The sequence below is a fragment of the Streptomyces sp. NPDC104831 genome (assembly GCF_055583025.1).
The window spans coordinates 1-4,963 of record NZ_JBVJOT010000127.1; the positions used below are offsets into that span (position 1 = coordinate 1).

The 4,963-nt window shown below is 70.0% G+C and carries 3 protein-coding genes and 2 pseudogenes; all 5 read left to right on the top strand.

Annotation, left to right across the window (positions count from 1 at the left end):
- Positions 1-105 (top strand): annotated as a pseudogene (locus tag ACZ63H_RS38360) (ATP-binding protein); the annotation flags it as partial.
- A gap of 380 nt (positions 106-485) precedes the next feature.
- Positions 486-3,752 carry a sensor histidine kinase gene (locus ACZ63H_RS38365; protein ID WP_469873089.1) on the top strand — a complete coding sequence of 1,089 codons (3,267 nt, stop codon included), beginning with the start codon at positions 486-488 and terminating at the stop codon, positions 3,750-3,752.
- A 10-nt stretch (positions 3,753-3,762) separates the two neighbouring features.
- Positions 3,763-4,176 carry a roadblock/LC7 domain-containing protein gene (locus ACZ63H_RS38370; protein WP_004983065.1) on the top strand — a complete coding sequence of 138 codons (414 nt, stop codon included), beginning with the start codon at positions 3,763-3,765 and terminating at the stop codon, positions 4,174-4,176.
- 96 nt (positions 4,177-4,272) lie between these two features.
- Complete coding sequence (locus ACZ63H_RS38375; RefSeq protein ID WP_467939079.1) at positions 4,273-4,851, top strand: DUF742 domain-containing protein; 579 nt, start codon at positions 4,273-4,275, stop codon at positions 4,849-4,851.
- Positions 4,832-4,963: pseudogene (locus tag ACZ63H_RS38380) on the top strand (ATP-binding protein); the annotation flags it as partial. The gene ACZ63H_RS38375 and the pseudogene ACZ63H_RS38380, both read left to right, overlap by 20 nt.

Sequence of the window (4,963 nt, forward strand, 5' to 3'; positions counted from 1 at the left end):
GGCCCCGACACCCCCATCATCACCACCGACGCCCGCCACCGCGCCGACGCCAAGAGCGCCCTCATCACCCTCGTCGAACACGCCCTCATGGCACGCTTGAAGTAACACCCAAGTGCGTCGGTCGATACGGCAGTTGTCGTAAAGGTTTCGGAGCCGGCTGTGGCCTTTGACACGGTCGGCTCCGGTGTTCATAACAGTTCGGCAGACGTATGGCCGGACATCACCACGCCACGCGGTCGCACGGTGCCGCTGCGCGCACGAACGTCCCGCCTTTTGGCAAGGCTCGCTCTTTATGACCGTTTTATCTGGCGTTTACAAGCGCTTCATCACGGGGGTTCCGCTGTTTGGAATCGCGCTGGTCCACGTGCTGGAATGCCTGAACTGCCCCATGGTCGAAGACGTACTCCGTAGTGGTCTGTGGCGATCCGGGCTCTGAGAGACTGCGGCACGACGTAGGTGCCGACCGCCGAGAGGTTGTTGGTCGAGTGAGGCGAAGCAAGAACGGTCCCGAGCCGTCGGCGCGGGGCAACTTCACCCCGCCGCCGCGCGCTGCGGCGCCCACCCCCGTTCCCGGTGCGGAGCCGGCAGCGGCTCCGGCGTCCGGTGGCCGTCTCTCGCCTCGGAACTGGCGGGTGCCCACCCGGCTGAACGCGATCCTGCTCATACCCGTGCTGGTCGGCCTCGTCATGGGCGGCTTCCAGGTGAAGGGCTCGATCGACACCTGGCAGGAGGCGCGCGACGCCGAGAACACCGCCCGTCTGGTGCGTGCCGCCCTCTCCTACGCCGACGCGCTGGAGAACGAGCGTGACATCACCGCCGAGCCGCTGCTCCTGAAGAAGAAGGACGCCGAGAGCAAGCAGGTCGTCGAGGGCGCCCGCAAGACCACCGACCAGGCCGCCCGGGAATTCGAGGAGGCGGCGAAGAGCGCGCCGGGCAAGTCCGGCCTCAAGCGCCGGCTGTCCCTGTTCCACGAGGCGGAGCCGGAGCTGGCCAAGCTGCGGCAGGCCGCGTACACCTCCCGGATGACCGGTGTGAAGACCGAGGAGGGCTACGTCGAGGTCGCCCACCCGCTGATGGAGTTCGCCAACGAGCTCGGCCTGGGCACCGGAAACATCACCTCCTACGGCCGCACGGTCTACGCCATCTCGCTGACCAAGGCGGCGCTGTCGCTGGAGCGGTCGATCGGTACGCACCTGCTGGTCAAGCCCGGTCCGGACGCCCCGAACCTGACGACCCAGCAGATCTCCCTGTCCTCGTACGCCTACCTGGAGCGCATCGCGCTGGAGGAGTACCGGGGCGGTGGCACCGAGGCCGACGCGCAGAAGCTGAAGGACGCCACGGCGAAGGTCGAGACGGACGCCGCCGCGCTGGCCCAGGAGGCCAAGGGCAAGGACCCGGACTACGTCGCCCCGCCGTCCGACCCGGCCGACATGGTCACGGCGCTGGCCACCATGAAGGACACCGGCTCGCTCACCCGCGCCGGGCTGGCCGCCAAGGGCATCACCGCCGACAACTGGTTCGCGGTGAACACGCTGAAGTACAAGGCCTACCGCCAGATCGAGGCGGACATGGCCGACAAGGCCGTGAGCGAGGCGTCCGGCATCGCCGACGACGCCAAGACCTCCGCCCTCGTCACCGGTGCCGTGGTCGTCATCGGCCTGCTGGCCGCGTTCATCCTGGCCGGCCTGGTGGCCCGGCAGATGAGCCGCTCGATGCGCCGGCTGCGCAACGCCGCCTTCGGCATCGCCGAGCAGCGGCTGCCGATGCTGGTCGACCAGCTCTCCCGCACCGACCCCGGCCGGGTCGACACCCGGGTCGAGCCGATCCCGATCAACAGCAAGGACGAGATCGGCGAGGTCGCCCGCGCCTTCGACCAGGTGCACCGCGAGGCGGTCCGGCTCGCCTCCGAGCAGGCGCTGCTGCGGGGCAACATCAACGCGATCTTCACCAACCTCTCGCGCCGCAACCAGTCGCTGATCGAGGGCCAGCTGACCCTGATCACCGACCTGGAGAACAACGAGGCGGACCCGGACCAGCTGGAGAACCTGTTCAAGCTGGACCACCTGGCCACCCGTATGCGCCGCAACGGCGAGAACCTCCTCGTGCTCGCCGGCGAGGAGCCCGGCCGCCGCTGGGACCAGCCGGTGCCGCTGGTCGACGTGTTGCGCGCCGCCTCCTCCGAGGTGGAGCAGTACGAGCGCATCGAGCTGTCCGGTGTGCCGGAGGCCGAGATCCACGGCCGCGCGGTCACCGACCTGGTGCACCTGCTGGCCGAGCTGCTGGAGAACGCCACGACGTTCTCCTCCCCGCAGACCAAGGTGCGGGTCACCGCGACCCGGCTGCCCGACGGCCGCGTCATGATCGAGATCCATGACAAGGGCATCGGTCTGACCGCCGAGGACTTCGCGGACATCAACCACAAGCTGGCCAACCCGCCGACCGTGGACGCCGCGATCTCCCAGCGCATGGGCCTGTTCGTGGTCGGCCGGCTGTCCGACCGGCACGGCATCCGGGTCCAGCTGCGCCCTTCGGGCGAGCAGGCCGGCACGACCTCGCTGGTCATGCTGCCGGACGCGATCACGCACGGCGGTGGCGGCGAAGCCCCGCTGGAGCGCGACGAGTTCACCGTCTCGCAGATCATCCCGGAACAGCAGTTCCAGGGTGGGGACTTCGGCGGTCAGCAGCAGCCCGTGCGCACCGCCGCCGAGCTGGGCTTCGACGACAGCCGGTACACCGAGGGCCCCGACGGCGGCCAGGAGCTGGACCCCGTCGGCCGCACCCGGCTGCGCGAGGAGCGCCGCGCCGCCCTGGAGGCCCAGACGCACGGCCGGCAGCACGCCGAGCCGCAGCACGAGACCGCCGAGGCCCCCTACCAGGACCCGTTCACCGGTCAACAGCAGGCGTACCAGGAGCAGCCGCAGCAGGCGTACCCGGAGCAGCAGGCGTACGAGGCGCCGGCGTACGAGGAGCAGCACACCGGATCGTACGAAGAGCAGCACACGGGGTCGTACGAGGAGCAGCACACCGGGTCGTACGAGCAGCCGTACGACGAGCGGTACTACGCGCCGGCCGGCGAGGTGCCGCAGCACGAGGGCTTCCTGGCCGGCGGCGGTTACCCTGAGCCCGAGGCACCGTATGCGGAGCCCGCTCAGCAGCCGTCCTACCAGGACGACTGGCCGCAGCAGGACGGCTACCAGAACGGCTATCCGGCCCAGTACGCTCCGGAAACGGAATCCCCGCAGGCCGCTGACGCGAGCGAGCGCGACGGCGTAGGCTTCGACCGTCCGGGTACGGCCTCTCCCGCCGCGCACGCGCTGACCGATGCCGGGCTGCCCCGCCGTGGCTCCGCCGCGGACGGTTCCCAGGGCGCCGGCTCCGCGAACGCGAACGGCACGGCGCGCGTGCGGCAGGACGCGACGTCCCCGGCACCGGGGAGCACGCAGGGCACGGGCGGCGACGGCGACTGGCGGTCGGCGAACGACGAGCGGTGGCAGCAGGCCGCGCAGCTCAAGAAGCCCAAGGCAGGCGGGGTCACCGCGTCCGGTCTGCCGCGGCGGGTGCCCAAGGCCAACCTGGTCGAGGGTTCCGCCGAATCCACCCCCCAGGGAGGCCCCCAGGTCTCCCGCGCCCCGGAGGACGTCCGGGGCAGGCTGAGCAACCTGCGTCGGGGCGTCCAGCGCGGGCGCAGCGCAGGCAGTGATACGAACGGCCAGGGCTTCGGTCCTGACAGCACCTACAACCAGGAGCGTTAGTGTGAGCCCGATGAGCCAGGCGGCACAGAACCTGAACTGGTTGATCACCAACTTCGTGGACAACACCCCGGGGGTGTCCCACACGGTGGTGGTCTCCGCCGACGGACTCCTTCTGGCGATGTCCGAAGGCTTTCCCCGCGACCGCGCCGACCAGCTCGCGGCCGTCGCCTCCGGTCTGACCTCGCTGACCGCCGGTGCCTCGCGCATCTTCGAGGGCGGCAGCGTGAACCAGACGGTTGTGGAGATGGAGCGAGGATTCCTCTTCATCATGTCCATCTCGGACGGGTCGTCCCTCGCGGTGCTGGCCCACCCGGAGGCGGACATCGGTCTCATCGGGTACGAGATGGCCCTCCTGGTGGACCGCGCGGGCACGGTTCTCACCCCGGATCTCCGCGCGGAGCTCCAGGGAAGCCTTCTCAACTAGTAATCGGACGATGCGTATACGTGTCCCGGGGCCGTAAGGTTTCGGGACGCGGCTTCCACAAGGATGGGTGCCCGGCGCAGTTCGGAGGAGGAGAAAGTGGCAACACCCCCAGGCAGTTCGTCTTCGGGCAATTGGTCGTACGGACCTGCCCAGGGCCAGAACGACGGCTCGGCGAACCCGTACAACTTCCCCTCCGCCCCCAGCCACCGCCGGCCCTACACCCCGCAGGGCCCCGGACCGTACAACCAGCCGCCGTACGAACCGCCGCAGGCCCCGCGCATCCAGCCGGTCCAGCCGCAGCGCCGCCCGGAGCCGGCTCCGGCCTCGGCGTCGAACAACCCCCTGGTGCGTCCGTACGCCATGACCGGCGGCCGGACCCGCCCGCGCTACCAGCTCGCCATCGAGGCACTGGTGCACACCACCGCCGCTCCGCACCAGATGCAGGGCCAGTTGCCCGAGCATCAGCGGATCTGCAACCTGTGCCGGGAGATCAAGTCGGTGGCCGAGATCTCGGCCCTGCTGACGATCCCCCTCGGCGTGGCCAGGATCCTCGTCGCCGACTTGGCGGAGGCGGGCCTGGTCGCCATCCATCAGCCCGGCGGCGACGAGAACGCCGGTGGCCAGCCAGACGTGACACTGCTCGAAAGGGTGCTCAGTGGACTTCGCAAGCTCTAGCGGCGGTCCTTCCCGCTCCACCACCTCCGCGAAGATCGTGGTGGCGGGCGGCTTCGGCGTGGGCAAGACCACGTTCGTCGGCGCCGTCTCGGAGATCAACCCGCTGCGCACA

Coding starts and splice junctions, on each gene's coding strand:
- ACZ63H_RS38370 (WP_004983065.1), top strand. CDS start 3,763: ATGAGCCAGGCGGCACAGAACCTGAACTGGTTGATCACCAACTTCGTG.